Origin of the sequence: Pseudomonas sp. NMI542_15, from assembly GCF_021283425.1 — a bacterium.
In the GTDB taxonomy this organism is placed as follows: domain Bacteria; phylum Pseudomonadota; class Gammaproteobacteria; order Pseudomonadales; family Pseudomonadaceae; genus Aquipseudomonas; species Aquipseudomonas fortuita.
The window spans coordinates 1-594 of the sequence record NZ_JAJSRO010000076.1 but is presented as its reverse complement, the minus strand read 5'-3'; the positions used below and the strand labels follow the sequence as shown (position 1 = coordinate 594).

Genomic DNA, 594 nt, shown 5'->3' with positions numbered 1-594 from the left:
TAACACCCAAGCAATTTACTGACGCAGATTGCGGTGGTGAAGATGATACGAACCGAAAGTTCGCAACAAACCACAAACATCACATATCCGAATTCGCTGGGCTGTCCATCTGGACATTCTGGCTACAGAATTTCTTGACGACCATAGAGCATTGGAACCACCTGATCCCATCCCGAACTCAGCAGTGAAACGATGCATCGCCGATGGTAGTGTGGGGTTTCCCCATGTGAGAGTAGGTCATCGTCAAGATTCATTTCGCAAAACCCCTATCTGCGTATGCAGGTAGGGGTTTTGTCTTTAAGTAGAAGCTCATGCTTCTTCCTGGTAAGCCGCAAGGTCAGCCAGCTGCAGCAAAAAGGTGGTTGACAGCGTTTTTGAATGCTGTATTATTCACCTCCCGCAACGAGAGATCGAAGCGAGTTAAGTGTTTGAAGTTAAACGAGTTTTTCGAAAAACTTCAAAATAAACGCTTGACAGGATCTGAGGAAAGCGTAGAATGCGCGCCTCGGTTGAGACAAAAAGCTCTTAACCAAACGCTCTTTAACAAATCGAATCAAGCAATTCGTGTGGGTGCTTGTGAGTATGGACTGATAG

General features: G+C 46.0%; 1 protein-coding gene and 1 rRNA gene. Both read left to right on the top strand.

Features of this window, described 5'->3' with window-relative positions:
* The first annotated feature begins 133 nt into the window (after positions 1-133).
* Positions 134-249: ribosomal RNA gene (rrf, locus tag LU684_RS30475) — 5S ribosomal RNA — on the top strand.
* Positions 250-311: 62 nt separating this feature from the next.
* Positions 312-594 (top strand): hypothetical protein (locus LU684_RS30470; protein ID WP_232895376.1); only part of this gene is annotated, 283 nt, incomplete at its 3' end.